19 protein-coding genes are annotated in these 20,119 nt (G+C 47.8%); 2 read left to right on the top strand and 17 right to left on the bottom strand.

Translation table 11 applies throughout. The annotated features are described in order from the left end of the window. Positions 1-74 precede the first annotated feature (74 nt). Entirely contained in the window at positions 75-797 is a 723-nt protein-coding gene (gene lutR / locus RAC86_RS11800; protein ID WP_377885660.1) for an L-lactate utilization/bacilysin biosynthesis transcriptional regulator LutR, read from the bottom strand. Between the two features lie 227 nt (positions 798-1,024). On the opposite strand from lutR, the gene lutP reads away from it, so the two are divergent. Beyond that, a complete protein-coding gene (gene lutP / locus RAC86_RS11795) occupies positions 1,025-2,716 on the top strand; it encodes an L-lactate permease LutP (protein WP_377885658.1) in 1,692 nt (563 codons plus the stop codon). Positions 2,717-2,742: 26 nt separating this feature from the next. Here the strand turns inward: lutP and rpoN are convergent, their stop codons facing one another. Continuing rightward, a complete protein-coding gene (rpoN, locus tag RAC86_RS11790) occupies positions 2,743-4,053 on the bottom strand; it encodes an RNA polymerase factor sigma-54 (protein ID WP_041351752.1) in 1,311 nt (436 codons plus the stop codon). A gap of 78 nt (positions 4,054-4,131) precedes the next feature. On the opposite strand from rpoN, the gene yvfG reads away from it, so the two are divergent. Next, positions 4,132-4,350, top strand: coding sequence for a protein YvfG (gene yvfG, locus RAC86_RS11785; RefSeq protein ID WP_003219905.1), 219 nt, complete (start codon positions 4,132-4,134; stop codon positions 4,348-4,350). Positions 4,351-4,359: 9 nt separating this feature from the next. Here yvfG and RAC86_RS11780 read toward each other — a convergent pair whose 3' ends face one another. The 15 genes from RAC86_RS11780 to RAC86_RS11710 form a co-directional block, all read right to left on the bottom strand. Further along, positions 4,360-5,328 (bottom strand): polysaccharide pyruvyl transferase family protein, encoded by a 969-nt coding sequence (locus tag RAC86_RS11780; RefSeq protein WP_377885657.1) that lies wholly within the window; start codon positions 5,326-5,328, stop codon positions 4,360-4,362. Next, on the bottom strand, positions 5,307-6,473 hold the full coding sequence (locus RAC86_RS11775; protein WP_377885656.1) for a DegT/DnrJ/EryC1/StrS family aminotransferase: 1,167 nt from the start codon (positions 6,471-6,473) through the stop codon (positions 5,307-5,309). The genes RAC86_RS11780 and RAC86_RS11775 overlap by 22 nt, the downstream gene beginning before the upstream one ends. 4 nt (positions 6,474-6,477) lie before the next feature. Beyond that, positions 6,478-7,128: an acetyltransferase gene (locus RAC86_RS11770; RefSeq protein WP_377885653.1), complete on the bottom strand. Its 651-nt coding sequence runs from the start codon at positions 7,126-7,128 to the stop codon at positions 6,478-6,480. Continuing rightward, positions 7,125-7,733 carry a sugar transferase gene (locus RAC86_RS11765; RefSeq protein WP_014480945.1) on the bottom strand — a complete coding sequence of 203 codons (609 nt, stop codon included), beginning with the start codon at positions 7,731-7,733 and terminating at the stop codon, positions 7,125-7,127. The genes RAC86_RS11770 and RAC86_RS11765 overlap by 4 nt, the downstream gene beginning before the upstream one ends. Continuing rightward, the gene (locus RAC86_RS11760; protein WP_377885651.1) at positions 7,730-9,247 is read right to left on the bottom strand and encodes an MATE family efflux transporter; all 1,518 of its coding nucleotides are present in this window, start codon (positions 9,245-9,247) and stop codon (positions 7,730-7,732) included. The genes RAC86_RS11765 and RAC86_RS11760 overlap by 4 nt, the downstream gene beginning before the upstream one ends. Continuing rightward, the gene (locus tag RAC86_RS11755) at positions 9,244-10,278 is read right to left on the bottom strand and encodes a glycosyltransferase (RefSeq protein WP_377885649.1); all 1,035 of its coding nucleotides are present in this window, start codon (positions 10,276-10,278) and stop codon (positions 9,244-9,246) included. The genes RAC86_RS11760 and RAC86_RS11755 overlap by 4 nt, the downstream gene beginning before the upstream one ends. After that, on the bottom strand, positions 10,275-11,351 hold the full coding sequence (locus RAC86_RS11750) for a polysaccharide pyruvyl transferase family protein (RefSeq protein WP_041333229.1): 1,077 nt from the start codon (positions 11,349-11,351) through the stop codon (positions 10,275-10,277). Before RAC86_RS11750 ends, RAC86_RS11755 begins: the two co-directional genes overlap by 4 nt. A gap of 4 nt (positions 11,352-11,355) precedes the next feature. After that, positions 11,356-12,390, bottom strand: a complete 1,035-nt coding sequence (locus RAC86_RS11745) for a glycosyltransferase family 2 protein (protein WP_095843963.1) — start codon at positions 12,388-12,390, stop codon at positions 11,356-11,358. A gap of 24 nt (positions 12,391-12,414) precedes the next feature. Then, the gene (gene epsG, locus RAC86_RS11740) at positions 12,415-13,518 is read right to left on the bottom strand and encodes a biofilm exopolysaccharide biosynthesis protein EpsG (protein WP_003228259.1); all 1,104 of its coding nucleotides are present in this window, start codon (positions 13,516-13,518) and stop codon (positions 12,415-12,417) included. Then, positions 13,515-14,669, bottom strand: a complete 1,155-nt coding sequence (locus tag RAC86_RS11735) for a glycosyltransferase family 1 protein (RefSeq protein ID WP_377885647.1) — start codon at positions 14,667-14,669, stop codon at positions 13,515-13,517. Before RAC86_RS11735 ends, epsG begins: the two co-directional genes overlap by 4 nt. Beyond that, on the bottom strand, positions 14,662-15,498 hold the full coding sequence (gene epsE, locus RAC86_RS11730; RefSeq protein WP_072175082.1) for a glycosyltransferase EpsE: 837 nt from the start codon (positions 15,496-15,498) through the stop codon (positions 14,662-14,664). Before epsE ends, RAC86_RS11735 begins: the two co-directional genes overlap by 8 nt. Next, a complete protein-coding gene (locus RAC86_RS11725) occupies positions 15,495-16,640 on the bottom strand; it encodes a glycosyltransferase family 4 protein (RefSeq protein WP_033883461.1) in 1,146 nt (381 codons plus the stop codon). Before RAC86_RS11725 ends, epsE begins: the two co-directional genes overlap by 4 nt. An 11-nt stretch (positions 16,641-16,651) precedes the next feature. Then, positions 16,652-18,472: a polysaccharide biosynthesis protein gene (locus RAC86_RS11720; RefSeq protein WP_377885644.1), complete on the bottom strand. Its 1,821-nt coding sequence runs from the start codon at positions 18,470-18,472 to the stop codon at positions 16,652-16,654. A gap of 234 nt (positions 18,473-18,706) precedes the next feature. Beyond that, on the bottom strand, positions 18,707-19,390 hold the full coding sequence (gene epsB / locus RAC86_RS11715) for a protein tyrosine kinase EpsB (protein ID WP_003228249.1): 684 nt from the start codon (positions 19,388-19,390) through the stop codon (positions 18,707-18,709). A gap of 5 nt (positions 19,391-19,395) precedes the next feature. Beyond that, the gene (locus tag RAC86_RS11710; RefSeq protein ID WP_377885668.1) at positions 19,396-20,100 is read right to left on the bottom strand and encodes a YveK family protein; all 705 of its coding nucleotides are present in this window, start codon (positions 20,098-20,100) and stop codon (positions 19,396-19,398) included. Positions 20,101-20,119 lie beyond the last annotated feature (19 nt).

The following is a 20,119-nucleotide window of genomic DNA, read 5'->3' as shown; positions in this document are numbered from 1 at the left end:
CTGAACCATTTGCGGCTCAGTCTCAGTTGTTCGTGCCATTCGGAACCGGCGGAATTGCCCGGGAAATGAGTTGGTTATTGCACATTTTCCTCGAAATATCCCGAAAGCACATCTTCCACATTCGTCAAATGCGCCAGCATGGCGGCTTCCGCCTGTGCACCGTTCCCGGCAGCCACAGCATTGTAAATCCGTTCGTGCTCCTCATACAGCCGCTGAACGGAGGTCTTCTTGGAAAACAGCCAGATTTTCCTCGTTTCCCTCATTGTTTCCAGCAGCAATGAGGACACGTGATTCATCAAGTGTTTAAGAAGTTCATTTTGAGAAGCGTCCGCAAGCGCAAGATGAAATGCAAAGTCTGCTTTCTCTCCCAGCTCCCCGTCCGCTTCAATGCTGCCTATTTCCTTTAGTGCATCCTGAATTCTTTCGAGATCTGCTTCTGTCCTTTTTTCAGCCGCTAGTGAAGCCACGCCGATTTCAAGCAGTTTTCTGACCTCAAGCAGCTGCTTGACGTCCTCTTTTTTCATCAGAAGGGCGGCTGAGAGCGGCTGAGAAATTTGATTGAGCTCAAATTCCTTCAGATACGTGCCTTCTCCCTGTTTCATTTCGACAAGCCCCATCGCTTTTAGCGCAGAAAGTGCTTCGCGAACCGCTGAACGGCTGACTTGAAAGCTCTCAGCAAGCGCCTGAACAGAGTCCAGTTTATCCCCCGGCTTCAATTCGCCGTTTTTGATCATATCTAATAGGGCATCCGCTACTTCTTCATATATTTTTTTTGTTTTAATCTGTTTATATTTCAATGCAATTCACCCCGTAACTTGTAGGTCTGGCTGTTTACGATCTATTATACTCTGTTTTGTGGGCCGCCAAAAGATTTTGACTATTTTGTCAAAAAGTCTTGTACTTTGATTTTTTTCAAAATATAATGCTAGGTAACTGGTCTTATTACCCAGTCATCAGATGATCATATCATCTATAGAAACCGCTTACATATAGCGCCAGTTTATGTTTCAAGGAGGGGTTTGGGATGCAATGGACACAGGCATATACGCCTATAGGGGGAAATTTGCTATTATCAGCGCTTGCCGCACTTGTACCGATTATTTTCTTTTTTTGGGCACTCGCAATTAAACGGATGAAGGGGTATACAGCAGGCTTGGCCACATTGGGGATCGCCCTTATCATTGCTGTATTGGTTTATCGTATGCCGGCGGAAAAAGCTCTGATGTCCGCGACACAAGGAGCCGTATACGGATTGTTGCCGATCGGCTGGATCATTGTGACGTCTGTTTTTTTGTATAAAATCACTGTGAAAACGGGACAGTTTGATATCATTCGCAGCTCTGTTCTCTCGATTACTGATGACCGACGGCTTCAAGCTCTCTTGATCGCTTTTTCATTCGGGGCTTTTTTAGAAGGGGCAGCAGGCTTTGGAGCGCCGGTCGCCATTTCTGCCGCGCTGCTGGTCGGTCTCGGCTTTAATCCTCTTTATGCTGCGGGGATCTGTTTGATCGCCAATACGGCGCCGGTTGCCTTTGGGGCGATTGGGATTCCAATTACAGCCGTAGAAGGGCCGACAGGGATTCCGGCGATGGAGATTTCGCAAATGGTCGGGCGGCAGCTGCCGTTTTTATCCGTATTTATTCCTCTTTATTTAATCATCATCATGAGCGGGTTCAGGAAAGCCTTGGAGATCTGGCCGGCGATTCTCGTATCTGGTGTTTCCTTTGCTGTTGTTCAATATCTCAGTTCCAATTTTTTAGGGCCTGAGCTGCCCGATGTTTTGTCAGCTCTTGTTTCAATGGCTGCACTTGCTGTGTTTTTGAAATGGTGGAAGCCGAAAACAACATTCCGGTTTGCCGGTGAACAAGAGTCGGCCGCCTCAATTGAAACGGCGCGCACAAATCCGGCGGCGCCTGCGTACAGCAGCGGACAGATTTTTAAGGCTTGGTCGCCATTTCTGCTGCTGACGGCGATGATTTCCGTATGGGGCATTCCATCTGTCAAATCTGCACTGACCGGGCATTATGAAGGCTCTGCGGTGTTCTTGAAGTGGCTCAATGCAGTTGGAGAAAAACTGACTTTTGCCCCAGGTGTGCCTTTTTTGAACAATCAGATTGTCAATGCTGACGGTACGCCGATTGAAGCGGTTTACAAGCTGGAGGTGCTTGGTTCAGCCGGCACCGCGATATTGATTGCCGCAGTGCTGTCAAAGTTCATCACGGCGATTTCATGGAAAGACTGGGGAACCGTTTTTAAAGAAACAGTCCAAGAATTGAAGCTTCCGATTTTGACCATTGCTTCTGTCGTTGGTTTTGCCTATGTCACCAACTCCTCGGGAATGAGCACGACACTCGGGATGACACTCGCGCTGACAGGTTCGATGTTTACCTTTTTTTCGCCCGTCCTCGGCTGGCTCGGCGTCTTCATTACCGGCTCGGATACTTCCGCCAACCTGCTGTTCGGCAACCTGCAGAAAGTCACCGCGTTATCGGTCGGTATGGACCCTGTTCTGTCTGTCGCCGCCAACTCTTCAGGCGGTGTCACAGGAAAAATGATTTCGCCGCAGTCGATAGCGGTGGCGTGCGCCGCCGTAGGACTCGCTGGAAAGGAGTCAGATCTTTTCCGCTTTACCATTAAACACAGTCTGTTTTTGCTGCTGCTCGTCTGTATCATCACCTTTTTGCAGCATCACGTATTCAGCTGGATGATTCCTTAAAAAAATCCTCCCGTCTAGGGAGGATTTTATTTATATCGCTTTCTCGCTGCCGATGAAGGAATATTCATTTGATCGCGATATTTTGCCACGGTGCGTCTCGAGATTTGGATGCCGTGTTGTTCATACAGCAAATCGACAAGCTTTTGATCTGAAAGCGGTTTTGTTTTGTCCTCTTGATTGATCAGGTCTTCCAGATGCATTTTGACTGCATAATTCGACGCATCTCCCTCTCCTGAAGCCTCGGCTTTTGCTGAGAAAAAGAGTTTCATCTCAAACAGCCCGTAAGGCGTTTGTATTGTTTTCCCTTTAATGGCCCGGCTCACAGTTGATTCATGAAGGCTTAGACAGTCCGCCACCTCTCTGAGAGTCAGCGGCTTCATTGCGCTTCGCCCTTTCAGAAAGAAATCCTTTTGGCGTGTGATCAGTTCATTGATAATTCTCGTGATTGTCTGTTTTCGCTGCCGCAGCGCGCGGCTCAGCCAGCGCCACTCCTGATATTTCGCAGATAAATAGGAGACAGTATCCTGACAGGAGCCGGATGATAAAAGCGTTCTGTACTGCGGATGCAGATCGATCTCGGGAAACGAGCGGGTATTCAGTTCCGCTGCAATGTGCCCGTTTTTTACGGTGATAAAAATATCAGGCTCAATATACACATCTTGCTCTGGCCGGGCAAACAGAAGGCCAGGTCTAGGATGAAGAGCCGCGATATCATCTGAGATATCTTGAATGGTATGAAGCGGAATTCCCGTCTCTACTGAAAGCGCTTTCCATTTTTTTTGCGCAAAAGCATCAAAATGAGCTGAAACCAGCATTTCCGCTTGTTCATTTCTGTTCGGCAGCCGCTGTAATTGAAGAAGGATGCATTCCTGCAAAGATCTCGCACCGATTCCAGCCGGTTCTAATGACTGGAGTTTTGCCAAAACAGCCTCCGTTTCCTTAGCCGATACAGATAGGCGCCGTGCTGCCTCCTCCACATCTTCTTCCAAGTACCCGTTTGAATCAAGCGAATGAATCAGATAATTAAAAATCTTTTTTTCAGTGTTGGTCAGATTCATATCGAGTGACTGCTGTTTTAACGCATCCTGCAATGTTTTTTGCGGATTACTTAATTGAAGGCCCGCTTCCTGTGCATTCATCCTGTTTTTGTTTGTTTTATGGTAAGATAGTGGCGGTGTGTCTGTTTCCTTTCGTTCAATAAGAGGGTTTTCCAGTGAGAGCTCATCAATGTACTCGGCGAGTTCTGCCGAATGATAGCCAAGCAGCGTGATGGCCTGCCTGAGCTCCTGTGTCAGTTGAGGCTTTAATACTTGTACTTGCTGAAGTTTCATATCCATCATGCTCACTCCCCTTTCTTCATTGTACATGATTGAGATCACACCGTATACATTTATGAAAAAGGAGCTGCCAAAGAAATGTCTGAACTTTTTTCCGTCCCTTATTTTATTGAGAATTTAAAACAGCATATTGAAATGAATCAGTCTGAGGATAAAATCCACGCGATGAACAGCTACTACCGTTCCGTTGTCTCAACACTCGTGCAGGACCAGCTGACGAAAAACGCAGTTGTCCTGAAACGGATTCAGCATTTAGATGAAGCATACAACAAAGTCAAACGTGGAGAATCAAAATAAACCTTCCGCTCACATGTGAGCAGGAAGGTTTTCCTTCTTTGAGGCGTTCTGGATGAGCCGGGTGCTCGGCACTCCTTCCATCCAGGTATGAAAGTAATTGGCGTTTTTCCCATAGGAATTATCAATGACCGTGTTTTCTTTTTGAAGAAGAGAGGACAAGATGTGTCCGTGCAGCCTTGACGTTTCCACCGATTCGTAACGGCTGAAAAACCGAATGGCTTTTTGGACGATATAATCCGAGTATTTTCCCCATATATACGCAATGGGCAAAGGGTTGCCTGCTTTTTTATTCAGGACGTTCAGCGTTTGCAGAAAAGCAATCGTCCGGCGGTCTGAAGCTGACAGCACCGTGCGCCAGTCGTAGCTTTCCGCTTCTGTGTGTTCCTGAAGCGCCTGGTTTGCTTCATGATCTGTTCGGATAAATCTCAGCTTTTGATTGGACGGCTGCTGCGTGGGAATGACGGGAAACAGCTGATGAGCCATATCAGGCAGAAGCTGAATGTGATTTGTTGTAAAATAGGCCTGTGCCGTAGCATAGGAGGCTTTTTCCCTTGTCATGATGTGAAGGTTCGCATGCTTAGAAAATATCTCTGCCGTCCGTTTGAGGTTGTCTTTGTTTTGAAAATAAATCGATTGCGGCAGGATCACAATTTTGTGGTTCGGATAGGTTTGAACGATTTTCTCTCTAAAGCCTTGATAGTACGGATACAGATCCCCGAAGTTTCCGCCTCCCTGGCAGACGATGATCAGATTCGGATCAAGCTTTCGCCCGACTGGAAAATTGTCAGGATTCCAGCGTTTTCTGACCCGAATCCCGTGTTCTTTAAAGAAGGCTTCTGTTCCTTTCATAATAAATAAATCCCCTACATTCCCATATAGAGGATAGTCAGCATATATAATCTCTGATTGTTTCGGAATGACGTCGAGCAGCCCGGACAGTTTCTGTTTTAGGCTGATCATCGAATGCTTGCTGTCCATTTCTTCACCTCGGCAGTTTGGAATAAGTGCAGTAGCACTTCAATGACCCAGTCTTGCTCATCTTCTGTCATATTGGACCCCGATGGGAGACAGATTCCTCGCTTGAACAAATCTTCGCATACGCTTCCTGTATCTTCATGAGTATAAAATAAAGCCGGATTGAACAGCGGCTGGGTATGGAGCGGCTTCCACAGCGGACGGGCTTCAATGTTTTCTTCAGCAAGACGTTGAACTACGTCATATGGGCTGAGCCCGTTATCAAGTGTGAGCGTGGTGAGCCAGCGATTGGATACGCCGGCTGCGTACTCCGGCATAAAGCGGACGCCGTCTATGTGACCGAGCGCATTTTTGTATCTCGTGAAAATGGTCCTTCTTTTTTCCACTCGCTCATCCAGCACCTCAAGCTGGGCAATGCCGACGCCGGCTAAGATATTGCTCAGCCGGTAATTATGTCCAATTTCACTGTGCTGATAATGAACAGCCGGCTCTCGTGCCTGCGAAGCGAGAAATCTTGCTTTTTCCATTGCGGCTTCATCATTTGAAACGAGCATCCCTCCCCCTGATGTGGTAATGATTTTGTTCCCGTTAAATGAAAAAATGCCGAAGCGCCCGAACGTTCCGCTTTGCTTCCCTTTATAGACTGTGCCGAGAGATTCGGCTGCGTCCTCAATGACAGGAACTCCGTATGCATCACACAGGCTTACGATTTCATCCATTTTCGCGCTCTGCCCATATAGATTGACGGCAATAACCGCTTTTGGCAGTGTTCCGTTTCTTTTCGCTTCCTCCAATGCTCTTTCAAGGGCTGTCGGCGACATATTCCACGTATCAGGCTCAGAATCAATAAAGACGGGCACCGCTTTTTCATATAAAATCGGATTGGCGGTTGCTACAAATGTGAAGGACTGGCAAAACACGCTGTCACCTTCTTTTACCTCAAGCAAACGCAGGGCCAGATGAATCGCCGCCGTTCCAGAGCTGACCGCAGCTGCTGCTTTTACACCGACTCGTTCTGCCAGCTGTTCTTCAAATGAATTCACGAGCGGCCCAAGCGGCGCGATCCAGTTTGAGCGAAAGGCTTCTGAAATATAGTGCTGCTCCCTGCCGCTCATATGAGGGGGAGATAAGTAGATTTTTTTATGCATAGAATCATCCTTTGTTTGATGTTTGAATGGAAGAAATGATGCGTGCCGGAGCACCGGCCGCCGTTACCCTGTCCGGTATGGGACGGATCACCGCGGAGCCGGCGCCGACAATGCTCCAAGCCCCGATTGTGATCTGCGGTATGACGGATGCACCAGTTCCGACGTGAGCGCCTTCCTGAACGGAAACCGCTCCTGACAGCGTGACACGCGGGGACAGATGAACGTAATCGCTGATTTGATTGTCGTGCTCTGCCACTGCACCCGTATTGATGATGCAATGAGCGCCGATGCGCGCATCCGCCTGAATGATCGCGCCCGCCATAATCACTGTCCCTTCCCCGATGACAGCCGACTTGCTGACGATGGCTGACGGGTGAATCAATGTAATAAAATCATCTTTCCTCAGTCCCAGTCGCACCGCCAGCTGTTTTCTGACACTGTTATTCCCAACAGCAATCAGAAACAGCACATCAGGAATGAGCCTGCGCAGTTCAGTAACGGCTTCCGGCGGTCCTGTGTACCATTCTTTTCCGCCTTCGAACGTTTTGAATTTATCATCCAGCACCGCGGCTAAGCTCGTATCTGAGCGGGCGTTTATCAGCTCTCTGATCACCTTTCCGTGTCCGCCGTCACCCACAATGGCCACGTTTTTCATGAGGACACATCTCCGCTTCCGGTAAACCGTTCCGCGGTCACATGATTGGTTTGCTGAATCCCTTCTGAAACAAGGACCTTTCGCACCGTCAAACATAAAATTTTCAAATCGAGAAAAAATGACCGGTTGTCAACGTACCATACATCTAATTCAAATTTCTTTTCCCAGGAAATCGCGTTTCTGCCATTGATTTGCGCCCAGCCTGTGATACCCGGCTTCACCTCATGGCGCCGTGCCTGTTTTTCTGTATAAAGAGGCAGATAGTCCATCAAAAGCGGCCGTGGCCCGACAAGGCTAAGATCGCCCTTCAGGACATTCAGGAGCTGCGGAAGCTCATCAATGCTCAGCTTTCTGATCAGCCTGCCCGTTTTCGTCAGCCGGACTTCATCTGGCAGCAGATTTCCCTCACTGTCCCGTTCATCCGTCATTGTCCGGAACTTATATAGGGTGAACGGTTTGCCGTGCAGGCCTGGCCTTACTTGCTTAAAGAAGACAGGTGATCCTATTTTCAGCCTGACAACGGCGATGGTGAACAGAATGATCACACTTGTACAGCACAACAAAAAAATGGCGGCCGTCAGATCAAAAAGTCGTTTCAGGATCAAAGATTCACAGCTCCTTTCGTTTTTCGAAACCGTTTTAATACCAGCTGTCTTTCCTCTTTTGTACAAACGAGCATAAAAGCGAAAACAGCGTAGCAAAAGCTGACTGTCACTCCCGTCGCTATCAGTGACGGCCAGCCGTCAATCTTCACAACGAACTGAATCGCCTTACAGACCGTCCAGGCAAACACAGCGGCTGATAGAGGCCCGATTATGCCTTTAAAGAACACGTGCTTTTTGTAGCCTGTAATGCGGGATACATAAAGCGGCGTAAAGATGGCATTTTTTAAAATAAGAGAAATGGCCCCTGCCAATGTTATGCCGTACAGACCGAGATGAGCCGGCCCGCTCAGCGTGACCGCCAGCACCACATTCACCGCACCTAACAGCAGGGTAACAATCGCCGGTGTTTTTTGTTGATTAAAAGCGGTCCATATATAAAACAGCGGCATAAAGGCGAGGCTGACAACCAAGTATCCGGCATGAATAAATAAAAGCGGTGCTATCGTTGAAAAGGACGGTCCGAGCCAGATTGTCAAAAAAGGTCCCGCCAATCCGCCCAATAAGGCAGCAGGAAGTGCAAGCAAAAGACCATTGAGCCTTACTGCCTTATTGGCGTAATTCATCAACCCTTCCATATCGCCTTTTGAATAATATGAAGTCATGATAGGCGCAAACAGGGATGCGACCGTTCCGGCCAAGCTGCGCAAAAGCAGCGGAAACTGGATAATCGCCGCGTATTTCCCGGATGCGGACGCCCCCAGCATCAAATTGGCGGTTAACAGATCAATCTGCAAAAAAAGCAGGACGCCGATTTGATTGACGGAGCTCCATGCGCCCGCTTGAAACAGCTCCTTGCTTGTGCGGAATGAAAGATCCTTCATACGAAACGAAAACCACGGAATCAGCTTTTTGAAGAAATAGAAAGACAGCACAGACGCAATGACAGCACCAGCTAAAGCTGCAAGCTGGATCTGCCAGATTTTCGGCGCAAAGCATGCAAACAGGAGCAGCACAGACAGCACCCGTATAAGCATTTGCACCGCCTGAATGGAACTGGTGATATAAAGGCGGTTGGCATAAAATGGTGCAGCACCGAAACCCGCCATCAGAAACGTTAAAATAAACAGCACACTGCCGATTAAAATCGACAAACGCACATCAGCCAAAAGCGCTTGCGGCACATTCATGACGCGGTCAATAAAAAAAGCCGAACCCGCAAGCGGCAGCAAGAGCAGCAATGAAATCAAAACAGAGGCCGCTAAATAATTGCTGATATACGCATTTGCTTTCTCCCGCTCTCCCCTGTGGGCAGCAACAGAAAAGAATCGAACGACAACCGAGCTGAGCGCCACGGTGATAACCGAAAAGTAATTAATCACATTTTGTGTCAAGTGAACAAAGCCAAACGCTTCCACACCAAGCGTACTGACAATAAAAGGCGTCATCCAAACCGATAGGAAAACAGACAACAGAAAAGCCGTGAGATTAGCGCTGAAATTTATCGTGAAATTCATGCCTGCTTCGCACTGCCTTTCATTTTCCCCCGCTGCTCGAAAAACAGCTTGATGAGAAAAGTGAGCCGCCATTTACACAGTGCTAATACCAAACGCTCTCCTCTTAATAATTTCTCATGCTGAAACGGTGTATGTCTGACAGCCTGCCGCACCATGTCATAGGATAAAATCTGTCTGATCTTCTTTTTGATGTCTTTCGGCGAATTCGGAGAAGCACAGGCATTTGCCAAAAGCATCGGAAGCTGGTGCCTGCAAATGTACACATTCAAATCTTCTTGGCATGCGCCTGCTAAGCCATAGTGATTGTAGAATGCGATTTTAGCTTGATATTGTTTTTGAAGATGTTCATCCATCGCCGGCTTATAAGGGATTTCTGTCAGGCTGTTCGGGTTTTCACGATAAAAGTACAATCCCTCATCAAGCATTTTCACCCGCTCCGCTTCGCAAAAAGCGGACAAATTGAAGGGAGAGTCTTCAGCAAAACGGATGTCTTCATCAAACATCAGATTCGCCCTATCAAAAAGCTCACGGCGGTAAAGATAACGCCATACATACCAGATAAATCTCGTTTCGTGAGCATGTTTAAGCTGTTCAGTCATTTCTGGTTTCGTCAGCACGCGGTTTGCCTCAAGCTGCGGCGGCACATATGTCCGCCTGTCCGATGACTGTTTGTAAAAACCGCATCCGACGATGTCGAGCTGATTTTGCTCCGCTTCTTCAGCCAGCCTTTGGAACATGGCGGATGATACATAATCGTCTCCGTCTACAAAGCCGATGTAAGTGCCCCGCGCGGCCTTTATTCCCGTATTTCGCGCTGAACTAAGCCCGCCGTTTGCCTGATGAATGACCCGGATTCTCGCATCCCGTTTTGCATAGTCCTCTGCAATTTCGCCTGAACGATCCGGTGTTCCGTCATTCACGAGGATGATTTCAATATCAGAAAGCGTTTGACGAAGCAAAGAATCAATGCACTCTTCTATAAATGGTTCAACATTATACATCGGGACAATAATGCTGACGAGCGGGATCATTGCGCTTCACCGCTGATTTTGTCACGCAGACCTTTAAAATACACATCTCTCGGAAAGCCTGCACGGGGTGTTTCTTTTGTTAAAAGCTCATTGACTGCGGCTGTTACGCGCTCTGGCTCCGGATGTTCTATCAGCTTCATGAACGGGATGTCTTTAAGCCATTGATAGCCCTCCATTACCTTATGGTCAAAGGAGCGAATGACAACACACGGCGTTCCTGTCAGCGCGCAAAAAATCATGCCATGAAGCCTGTCAGTGACGACGGCTTCTGCGCTTTTCAGCTTAGACCACAGTGCTTCAAGTTCTTGTTCGCGTGTATCGCGGCTGACCCGGCGGCCGATCGTTGTCGTAAAGGATTGGATCTCGCCGAATTCCTCAAATAGCGCAGCCTCGACCCGGTTCCTCTGGTCCTCCTGAAGCACGCTTTCCTGATCCTCGCGCAAACACATATAAACCCCTTCGCGTTCTGCGGGGGTCTTGCTTCTATCTAAATACAGCACCATGTCCGGCTGCTTCAAAATTGTTTTTTCTTGAAAATGCTGTTTCATAAATTGATACGTTGTTTCATCCCGCGCCATCAGCAATAGGCCGGGGTGCGCATTATAAATTTTCTGTGCCCGTTTCAGCTCTTTGCGCCCTTTTTTCGTGTCAGAAAAATGAGCCGTTGCCGGAAGCTGGACAACCCGATAGTCATGGAATGTTTTAATGATGAAGCGGCGCGTCCACTCCTCATAACGGTATAAATCCCCCATATTTCCGCCGCCGATGATAAAGACCATATCCTCCGGATGGCGCGAGCGGATCAGGTTTTTTGCTGATTTGTAAATGTCCTTCATATCGACCTCGACGATGTCAAAGTCCGGGTATTCTTGCTCAAGAAATGCCTTGCTGGCATAAGCAATTGCGTGATCTCCCAAATTGTCATGGGACGGCAGCAGGGTCAGTATGATTTTTTTCTGATGTGCTGCGGCCTTTACCGGTTGATCTGCCGCTCCCAGCCAATATTGGGACGGGTATTTGACCTTTAGCAGCAGCCATTCTGCAAAATTGATTTTCAACGATTGTAACGACATGTCCTCACCCTCTGTTTCTCATTTTGTACTCGATCACCCGCTGATACACAGCCGATGCCATAGCGACGAACGGAATCATTCTGTATTTCGCCATCAGAAGAAGGCATGACCGTTTTGCGTCAAAAGGAGCAGTACCCGTTTTTGAAAGACTTTCTTGAAACACCGGGTCCGCGCATATCACGCCAACATTTCTAAGCTTTTCAAACAGCCGGCGGCTGCCGCTCGTTTTCCATTCATTCAGCATACAGATGCTGCTGTGAAGAACGATAAAGGTATCAAGCTCCTTGCGATACTCCTCCAGTTTGTTGTTCTCCTGTAAAAACGCCGCATTCGCCTCATACAGCGCAAGTCCTGATTCAAACAATTTTTTCTGATAGCGCTGCACAATGGAGGAAAGGTGAATTCGGTAATGATAGAGCGGCGTTTTTACGTAGGATACTGAGCGGGCGAAAAAATGAGCCCTGAAGCTGAAAAACTGATCCTCGACATGCTCCAGCTCGCCTCGGAGCGGAAACGACAGCCGATGGGCTTCAATCATGCTTCTTCTGTACAGTTTGTTCCATGAAAACCCTCTGACCTTCCCTTCGAATAACGCCTTGATATAGTGCTCCTTCGGCTGATCCTGATAGGTTTGGGCAATGTCTGAGTCCATGGTTTTGCCAGTGTCCTCAAACTCTGCGGCGTAATTGCAAATGACCAGATCAGTTTCATCGCCTGCTGCCCGGAGCATCTGCTCGCAATAATCAGGCTCAATCCAATCGTCTGAATCGATAAACGCGATAAATTCGCCGCGTGCAGCTTCAATGCCTTTATTCCGAACCGCACCGAGTCCCTGGTTTTCCTGATGAATCACCTTGAACCTGTTGTCCATTTTGGCGTATTCTTCTGCGATATCCGGGCTGGCGTCAGCTGAACCGTCATTGACAATGATGATTTCAATATTGTCCACTGTCTGGTTCCGCAGTGATTCGAGACACGTTCTGATATATGTTTCTGTGTTATAAACAGCGACTAACAGACTAACCGCAGGTATTTCCATAATGACCGGCTCCTCGTGCATAAATTACCGGGAAAAAATCGTTCTGTAAGGCAGAACGGATGAATCAACCGGCATAAGCAAATAACTGTAAAGAAAATAACAAACAACGATAGCGATATAGATAAGGGCGTTCGATTTTTCATCAAATATCCTGACGAAATAAGGGACTAAGATCATTTGATACAGACCGAAATAAATATTGAATCTGGCAAAAATCACGTCCTTTGTGGCCAAAAGGCCGAACAAAAAACCTAGCAGGCACAAATTGACGACAATATCAATTTGCGGCCACAGACTCCGCAGTCGTTCTTTATAGCAAAATGCAAGGAACAGCGGCAGAACCAACACAGCGATTTTGATCACATTCATTCCATTTGTGTTCGTCATGAGCCATTTTTCATAATGGCTGTATGAGCTGTTTTCAAGCACAACGACAAACACAGAAATAAACTTTTGATATAAAAATGTCATGCCAAGAAATAAAGCGGATAGGCCGAATATCGCCGGAGACCAGGCTTTTCTTCTGACAATAAAGTACACTGGAATCATAATCAGCGCCGACGAATGAAAGAGCGAGCTGACCAGCACAATCAGGAAATATCGCTTCCAGTTCCCGCTGATGATATAACGGATCGCCCAAAACAAAACAGCTGCCACCATGTATTGCCTGATGCCGTTAAAAGACGCGTAGTAATGAAAGGTTCCCAAAAATAAAAAGACACTCAGCTCAAACGGCCTGCCATAGTCGGCGAGTGTCTTCATAATAAAGCTGTAGGTCACGACCGCCACCGTAAAATACATGATTTGAGGATCTTCCGTGATGAAATTCATCAGCCAAAGGAGTGCGGTAAACCCCGGATCTGTCGCTGTTTTTGCTGTGCCGAAACCGAATATCTGCCACACATTTTGATAATCGCCCGCCAATTCGTACAGCAGCGTATACGTCTGAAAATCCGTGCCGACTCGATAGCGGAGACCTGACACGAGCACAAGTGAAGCGAGCGGAATCCAGATCAAAAGCTTATTCGGCCGATACCCCGTGGCAAGCGAATCGTCACGGCCGCCGCACATTTTAGCGAACCAAGACCAAATAAATACAATCCCCATATTGACGGCATATACAATCATCGGTTATGGTCCTTTTCCGTGCTGATGTTGTATACATTCAGCAGCGCTCCTACATTTTGCTGTGCATCGTAGCCAAGTTGAGCGAGTGTTTCTTTGATGAACTCACGCTTCGGCCTGCCTGCGGCGGCCGCCCTTGCAATGGTTTCAGCCCAGACGCTGATCGGTTCAGAAAGACTTAATCTTGTGACAAGCCCGAGACCGGCGTCGACTTTTTCTGTAATGCTGTCTGAAATGATGCATGGAAGCCCCGACGCCTGCGCTTCCACAAGCACAACCGGCAAGCCTTCGTACAGAGACGGCATGACAAACACATCAAATGTACGCATTAGTTCATGGATCCGTTCTTCAGTGCCTAAAAAGAGAACATCTGATAGCAGATTCAGCCGGCGCGCCTCATCCTCTATCTCCCCTCGCAGCGGCCCGTCTCCTGTAAGAACAAGCTGAAAGCGAACGCCTCTTTCTTTGAGATGTGCGGCAAGCTTCAGCAGGAACGCGTGGTTTTTCACTTCATGAAACCGGGCCACATGGCCAATGATGAGCCGGTCGGCTGCAATGCCGCGTGCTGCTTTTTCTTCATCAGCCGCCTGCCCATTTGGGGCGAACAACTCAAGGTCAATCCCGTTAGGAAGAAGGTGAACACGCTCCCGCTCCATGTTGGACTGTCCAAATAAAAACCTGCCCGCATCCTCTCCGCAGGCACATAGCGCTGTCGCATTCGCCAAGATGAGCCGCCTGAACACCAGCAGCTGCAAGCGATCCTTCCAATTGAAGTCGGTCTTCCAAGACGTATTGTGGGAGTGGCATACCCTGACCGGCACTCCGGCAAGCCTTGCCGCAAGGGCGATAAAACCCGTTTGGAAATCCGTGTGCGCATGAACGGCGCTGAACGGCCCGTTTTCTTTTATCGCGTTTCTCACATTCCTCACAAATGTAAGGGGATTGCTTTGCCCAATGCTCGGGACATAAAAAAGCCGCCCGCCTAAAGATAAAATCTCTTCATCATAAGCGCACGGATCATTTCGATACGTTAAAAAATCAAATTGCACTTTGCTTTTGTCCATCTTCCGATATAAATTCATTACCATGGTTTCCGCGCCGCCCCTGTTCATGCCGCTGAGAACATGGAGCACGCGCTTTTGGCTGCTATTCATGCTTGACAAGCCCTTCCTTTTGGTTCATCACTCTTTTTTTATGGTAGCGATTCATCACGGCTGCAGGCATAAAGGCGCGGATTAACGGTTTTGCGATATATATGTAATCAGATAAAGGAAGCTTCAAGCGTCTGCACGCCTGATAGACAAGAATGGCATTGTCGATTGAATACGTAAATGACCGCCGTTTGAATGCATCGCTGTCTTCCCTCACTTTATACAAGGCTTCCTGAAGATTATAGCCCCTGAAGCCCTCTTCAAAAAAGCGAAGCCACAAATCAATATCTTCCATTCGTCTCGTCCGCCGCACCGACCGGTAGCCTTTCAGCGTGCGGTAGGCACTCGCTCTCATCATAATCGTGCCGTGGCAAAATGGAGTCCCTTTTGCCATGATGCCCGGCTCTGGAACAGAAGGCAGAATGCGGCTTCCTCTTACGCCAAATTCATCAAACACAAGCATGCCGGTGCCAACCACCTGATAGTGTCGGTGCTTTTCTAAAAACGCGACCTGCTTTTCCAGACGGCGCGGAAACGAAAGGTCATCTCCGTCCTGACGTGCAATATAATCGCCTGTCGCATGCGAAAGACAATGATTTAATGATGCGGCAAGCCGCTTGTTTGTTTTGTTTTGAATCAGTTTGATGCGGTCGCTGTAATGAGCGGCATACTGCTTCGCGATGCGGAGCGTGCCGTCTGTTGACGCATCATCGCACAAAATCAGCTCCCAATTTTTATAGGATTGGCTGAGTATGGATTCTATGCTTTCTGCCAATGTGCGTTCGCAATTATAAATGCCCATAATGACAGAAACTTTCGGTCCTGAGTTCATACGCTTTTCTCCTTTGTATCCATATCCATGTACGCGGAATAAATATCTGCCATTTCTTCCACCGTTCGCGCCTCCGAGAAGCGCAAGGCTGTTTTTCGGCCTTCCTGTCCCAGCTTTCGGCAGAGCTCCGGCTTATGGTAAAGCTGTTCAATCCGGCGGGCAAAAGCAGCACTGTCACCGATTTTGATCAGAAAACCGTTTTCTCCGTCGCGGATGATTTCCCGATGCCCGCGATTATCTGTGGCGATCGCCGGTTTTTCTGCCGCCATTCCCTCAAGCACATTCATACCGAGGCCTTCTCTAATGCTGGATGCGACAGATACATCCGCAAGCTGAATCAACTCATGTATGTCGCTGCAAAAGCCGTAAAAACAGACATTGGCGGAGGCACCAAGCTTTTCAGCTAACGTTTGATACGTATGTTCCATTGCCCCTTCCCCGGCAAACACAAGGCGGAGTGAGGGAATTTTTTCTTTTAGCAAGGCTGCGGCTTCAATTAACTGCTTCTGGTTTTTGTTCAGATTGAGCTCAGCCGGATAAACCAATATAAAATCATCTTCACGGAACCCGTGCTTTTCTCTGAGTCTTTGCTGCTCTATCGGACTGACAGGCCGGAAACGCTCGGTGTTGACGCCAATGCCGTGAATTTTCTGCGTCCTTCCGCCCGGCCTTTGAAGTCCTTTCGCCCGTATGTAATCCTCTTCATTAATCGTAATCAGGCAGTCTGTATATGCTGAAAGCCATTTCTCAACCGGATAGTAAAGAAGCCAATTTTTCATCGGTGCCCCTTTGCAGAAGTGAAATCCGTGCGCTGTGTACAGCACCTTTGTTCCGTGCCGCCGTGCCTGCCTCGCCGCCAGTCTGGCGAGAACGCCGCCGACCGGTGTATGGCAATGGACAATGTCGTATTCATAGGTGTCAATCACTTTCTTCAGCTGCCTATAAACGGCCAGGTTCTGAGGGTCAAAAGGTGACCTGCGAATCGGGATGGAGAATTTCTCATCCACATACGGCAGCTTGGTTTGTCCGTTCGCGGCGACATGAACCTCCCAGCCCATTTGCTTGAACCATTTAAAATAAGGGAGGTGAAAGGCCTTAAAATGATAATCAACAGTCGCGCAAAACAATATCTTTTTCGTCATTTTCACTCCCCCTAATGAACGCTGGCAGCCGTCATTTTGTCTGATGTATTGATTGCCGCAAACAGCCTCGCTCTCAGGTCGGCTTCCGACAGTTCAGTGAAATCCTCGATAAAGCGCATCAGCACCGGCCAGTCGCCGTCTACCGCTTTGCCGATATGAATTTTTGGAAAGACTTGTTCAGCGTGGACTTCATTTTTGTTCAGTAATTCTTCATACATTTTTTCGCCCGGACGAATGCCTGTGAATTCGATCGGAACCTGCTCAGTCGTGTAGCCGGACAAATGAATGAGGTTTTTGGCAAGATCCACAATCTTTACGGGCTCTCCCATATCGAGAACGAAAATTTGACGCCCTTTCGCCAGTGCCCCAGCCTGAATCACAAGCCTTGATGCCTCGGGAATCGTCATGAAATAGCGGGTCATTGCCGGATGTGTTACTGTCACCGGGCCGCCTTTTTCAATCTGCTTTTTGAAAATTGGAATGACGCTGCCGCGGCTCCCGAGTACATTGCCGAAGCGAACAGCAACAAATTTGGTTCTGCTGACTTTCCCAAGATTCATAATAATCATCTCTGCGAATCGTTTTGTCGCCCCCATTACGTTGGCTGGGTTCACCGCTTTGTCCGATGAAATCAGCACGAATGTCTCAGTTCCCGACATATCGGCTGCTTCCGCGACATTTTTTGTTCCGATAATATTGTTTTTGACCGCCTCTTCTGGATTGTGTTCCATTAAAGGCACATGCTTATGGGCAGCTGCATGATAGACAACATGCGGCTCGTATTTTTTCATCAAGGTAAACATTTTATCGCGGTCCTGCACATCAGCGATTTCCGTATGGAACACAATGTGTTTGCCGAATCGTCCATTCAGCTCTGTATAAATCGAATGAATGCTGTTTTCCCCATGGCCGAGCAGAATAATTTCCTTAGGCAAAAACGCGCTGATCTGTCGGCAGATTTCCGAGCCGATGGATCCGCCCGCTCCCGTGACGAGAACTGTTTTTCCTTTGATGCGGTTCGAAATTTCGCTAGTGTCGAGGGTTACCGGCTTTCTGCCGAGCAAGTCCTCAGCTTTTACATCTCTGATTTGTCCGGCAGTTCGTGTGCCAAGCAGCATTTCATCAAAATGAGGCATAATTTTAATGCTTACTCCGGTTCGCACACATTCTTTATATAACACCTGAAGCTCATGGGTGCGGAGTGAAGGAATGGCAATAATAATATAATTAATTTTGAGCTTTTGCACCGCAGGCATGATACTTTCTTTTCCGCCGATTACGGGCAGTCCCATAATTTCTAATTTATGCTTCGTTTGGTCGTCATCAATAAAAGCGACAGGTATGATATCAGGTTCATCTTTCGAAAGCAGCTGCCTGACCATCAGAGTCCCACCTGAGCCCGCCCCGATAATCAGCGCGCGGGACGAGGCGCAGCGTTTTTTCCTGATGCTTTCGTTTAATACTCTGGATAAAATACGGGTCCCTCCAATAGACAAAAGCTGAAGCACCCAGCACGCGGTTAACAGACGGAAGAACATCGTGTGATACACAGCATACTGAATGATACCGGTCACAGCGGCGGAAAGCGTAATGCCCTTAAGCAGGACAATCAGCTCACCAAGCCCGGTGTATGTCCACACCTGTTTATACTGATTGAACAGGAAAGCACACACATGATAGCTGAGGAGCAAGCTGACAGCGGTAAGCAGTAATGCTCCGGAGTCATAAAATTGATAGGAATCTTTTAAAAATTGATATCCTGCAATAACTGAATTTAAAACGAGGTAAGTATCCAGCGCAATAATCATTGACAGTCTTCTCCGGTAACTCAACCTTTTCCCCCCTAATTCTTTTATCGGTTTAGCTGCGGCGGTTTTCGTCTCTCCAAAAAATCGGCAGCAGCTAAACCGACAACACGTCCTATGTATATATCAGATAAGTGGGCATTTAACCCATCCTCACGCCCCGCCAGCGACGACCAGCATCTAAGGCAGCAACTTCAGCTGCCCACAGCAGAGCCGAGTGCCTCCATTGATACAGGTCAGGAGACATCACCTTTACAAAAACTAGTAGGAATAGTGTTCCGATTTTTTCATTTTCTTTTTGTTTAAAAGAGCGCCTAACAGCTTCGCATTGGATTGTTCCAGTGCATCTTTTGCTTTCAGAACGGTATCGGTTTTTGTTTTTCCGCTTAAAACGACGAGCACGCTGCCGTCTGTCTGATTTGCTAGAATCTGAGCATCTGCAACAGCCAAAAGCGGAGGGGAATCAAAGATGACGAGGCTGAATTGTTCATAGATCTCAGATATTAAATCTCCCATTGCTTTGGAAGACAGCAGTTCTGCCGGGTTTGGCGGGGTCGGCCCGCTTGTCAGTACATATAAGTTATCGATCGGCGTCTTTTGCACCGTCTCACTGAGTGAAGCATTGCCGACCAGCACATTTGTCAGCCCGGTTACATTATCAACCTGAAACGTTTGATTGATGGTCGGCTTTCTTAAATCGGCATCCACCAGCAGTACTTTCTTTTCCTGCTGCTGCGCAAAGACAGCCGCAAGATTCGCTGCACTGAACGATTTACCTTCACCAGGCACAGAGGAGGTGACGAGGATAGATCGCAAGTTGGTCTGGACAGATGAGAACTCAATGTTTGTCCGAATGGTGCGATATTGTTCCGCAACAACTGATTTATTGTGTAAAACAGATATTTGAGCCAAACCTCGCCTTGCTTTCTTTTTTCTAAAGATCACTCGCTTCACTCCCCGAAATGTTTTATCCCGCGATTCCGCCCTTTGTGGACATCAGGAACGGAGCCTAAGCATGGCAATCCGGTTCTCTCGCTGAGCTGCCGTGCGCTTTTGCAAGTATCATCGAGAAAATGCAGAAAAAATGCCAGTGTAATGCCGCCCATGACAGCAGCGCCAAAAGCCATGACCATATTTCGCAGCCTGGCCGGCTTGATCATCGGGCTTTCAGAAGCCTTCGCCTCTGATAATATATGTACGCCTTGTACATTCATTCTTTCATCTACTTCTTTTTCAAACTTGTTCACTAACGTGTTCGCAATCTCAGCCGCTTTCGCCGGATCGTGATCCTGAACGGCAACGTTAATGATTTCTGATTCATTTTCACTGCTGGTAACCACTTTTCCTTTCAGCGAGGAAGCCGATTCAGATAGGTGCAATTCCGCCTTAACTTCTTCCATCAAGGCAGTGCTTTTCATAATCGATTGGAACGTGCTGCTATACTGAAGATTTCGCTGGATGTCACTGAGATTCGAGTTTTCTTCACCGTCTGATTCATGAACCAGCACCTGTGTCGACGCCTGGTAGGTCGGTGAAATGACCTTAAATTGCACAAAACCCATAATAAGGGTGACGCCGATTGTGATGAGCAGAATCAGCACGAATCTGTGTCTGACAATCGCATATAATTCTTTGAAAATCACATTCTCATTCATGTATTCATAGCCTTCAGCC

The organism is Bacillus sp. LR_5 (assembly GCF_042709275.1).
This window is presented reverse-complemented; position numbering and strand designations above follow the sequence as displayed.